Source organism: Bacteroides sp. ET225, assembly GCF_024733745.1.
Taxonomy (GTDB): domain Bacteria; phylum Bacteroidota; class Bacteroidia; order Bacteroidales; family Bacteroidaceae; genus Phocaeicola; species Phocaeicola excrementipullorum.
In genome coordinates, this window is the sequence record NZ_JANRHN010000086.1 from 1 (window position 1) to 1088 (window position 1088).

Annotated in this window: 1 protein-coding gene; it reads right to left on the reverse strand. The window is 51.5% G+C overall.

What is annotated here, in order from left to right; translation table 11 throughout:
* Positions 1-22: 22 nt before the first annotated feature.
* Positions 23-973, reverse strand: coding sequence for an IS1595 family transposase (locus NW212_RS15200; RefSeq protein ID WP_258339455.1), 951 nt, complete (start codon positions 971-973; stop codon positions 23-25).
* Between the last annotated feature and the right edge of the window lie 115 nt (positions 974-1088).

The window sequence follows — 1088 nt, forward strand, 5'->3', positions numbered from 1 at the left end:
ATGAATGTCCGCAAGTTGCCAATTAGTAAATTCTATGTTTGAAGTCCGCCCTATAGGAACACGCACAAAGTTCAAGCCTTTCAAAGAGGCTACATCCGAAATACCTTCTGTTGAACTTGTAGCAGAATTCGTTGAGGTAGAGCTGGAGGAACTCCGCTTTTATGTCATGGTAAGTGTCCAGTATGCTCCTCTTGGCGTTGCTGATGACAATGTGTACCCATGGCAGGACTTTCCCGACACTCCTTTTGTCGTCCGTAACGACGGCATGATGGGAGGATGCCACCCCGTCCTTTCCAAGAGAGGCATAGCTGCTGAACCCGTCCGTGGTCACATCGGCATTCCCGTCCGTTCCTTGCCTAATCTTGCCGGTAATGGTGGAAGCCTTGAAATCATCGATGACCTGCATCTTTATATGCCCGACACTCTTGGGCGTACTGTACTTCTTGGCCGGAGGCGTCTTTGGCAGGCTGCTTTCCGCCATGACAAGGACAGGGGTCTTGCGCTGGCTTCCCCGTCCGCGCTTCAACGGGCAATCTTTCTGTTCTTCGGGCGTTTCCGTGGAGAAGAAGCCCTCGTCAACCTCCATGTCCCCATGGAGAGGGTAGCGTCCGTCGCGCTTGCCCATCACGTCGCGCAGCTTGTGTACCATCTCCCATACAGGCTGGTAACGCTTACGGCCAATCTGGCGCTGTATCTCCTTGGTGGATATGGCACGCTTTGTCGCCGTCAGAAGGAACATGGCAGCAAACCAGTCACGAACAGGCAGATGACTGCCTTGCATTACCGTACCGGAACGAAGTTGCATCTCATGTTTGCAATCCATGCACGTCCAGGACTTGTGGCTCGGATTCCAGCTCAGGCGCAAACCGCCGCATTGACTACAGAACAGGCCATGATGCTCACGGAAACGGCGAAGGGCTTCCTCACAGGATGCCTCGTCGGGATATTGACGGTAAAAATCAAGCAGGTTCATAATGCATATGTTTATTGTCTTACGTTTTATATCCTGCATAAAGTGTTCCAAAACATGCCTGTGGGGCAATTGGGCAGTTTAAACTTTGCTAATTTGGTAACATGCGGACATTCAT

Coding starts and splice junctions, on each gene's coding strand:
- NW212_RS15200 (WP_258339455.1), bottom strand. CDS start 973: ATGAACCTGCTTGATTTTTACCGTCAATATCCCGACGAGGCATCCTGT.